Here is a 1,130-nt window from a genome sequence, read left to right as displayed (position 1 = left end):
TTCCGAACAGGAAACAGATAATGTAACAATCAAGATTAGAACTATAAATTTCATTTATTCCAATAAGGCCTAACGGCAACTGCAGGCGCTAGCGAGGCCATCGGCCGAAGCATAGCGCTTGCAGAATGTTGCTTGCTGGCTTTTCATCTTATGTCATCAATTTTTGAATAAATGCCGGTAATTTGAAGTCTTAACCAGCTTGCAGTGCTGAAGTCATAATAATTTTTACTCACCAATAATTCAAGTTTATCATCCTCTATTTGATGAATCTCAACTAATCCGCCCCATTTTTCCTCAGTATTCTGATCCACCTTAGTGCGGTCAATATGAACAGTCTTAGTTTTTGCATTATAAGTGTATTCGTAACCAACACCATTCAGGCCATTTCTTAGGTAAATTACAGCTCCATTGGGTGAGTTAGTATAAGTGGAAAAATGTGGATCAGGAAAAGGAATACTAATATGCTGATAAGGATTATCATTGTATTTGGTAGGTCTAATTTCCAAATATGAATGATGTTTATCAAATATGTATTGGCCATAAAAATTAGACTGACTTATCTGCTCCATAAGGTTTGTGGATAGTATTCCATCATTATTCAAATCCACCTCTTTATCCGCTATTAGAGACTCAACTCTGTAATAGCCAGCAATGCTAGGTACCTTATTTTCAAACTCATCGTCACAGGAAGCCACAAAAATCAATGTGAAAGAGATAAGAAAAATAATACGTGTTATAAGTCTGCTGGATATAATATTAATTTTCATCTTTCAATATATTGTGGCAGTAAGTGTTTTAATTCAGCTTGCAAGCAACGGCTACCATAGCCGCTGGCGAGGCCATCGGACGAAGCATAGAGGCTATGGAGTGTTGGGTAGCGTTTTTTTTAATCTTGACAGAATTAATTCATAGGCTGATTGCCGATACTGGAAACAGATAAACTCATCGTTTATTTTGGTATTCAAATTAGGGTTTTCGTTAGTACTAATGTACAAGAATTTCACACCCCATATTGAATATTTATTGATTTTTTCAGGTTTGATAAGAACTCTTGGTGGTGTTACACAAAGTATGAAAGATCAAACGTAACCAAAGTTGATGTAAAAGAAAGCGATTTCAAAAGCAATGAT

1 protein-coding gene is annotated in these 1,130 nt (G+C 35.8%); it reads right to left on the bottom strand.

What is annotated here, in order from left to right; genetic code table 11:
• Nucleotides 1-143: 143 nt before the first annotated feature.
• Complete coding sequence (locus WJR50_RS34085) at nucleotides 144-767, bottom strand: hypothetical protein (protein WP_341297795.1); 624 nt, start codon at nucleotides 765-767, stop codon at nucleotides 144-146.
• Between the last annotated feature and the right edge of the window lie 363 nt (nucleotides 768-1,130).

Origin of the sequence: Catalinimonas locisalis, from assembly GCF_038039535.1 — a bacterium.
In the GTDB taxonomy this organism is placed as follows: domain Bacteria; phylum Bacteroidota; class Bacteroidia; order Cytophagales; family Cyclobacteriaceae; genus Catalinimonas.
The sequence above is the reverse complement of the archived record's forward strand: the minus strand, read 5'-3'. Positions and strand labels throughout refer to the sequence as shown.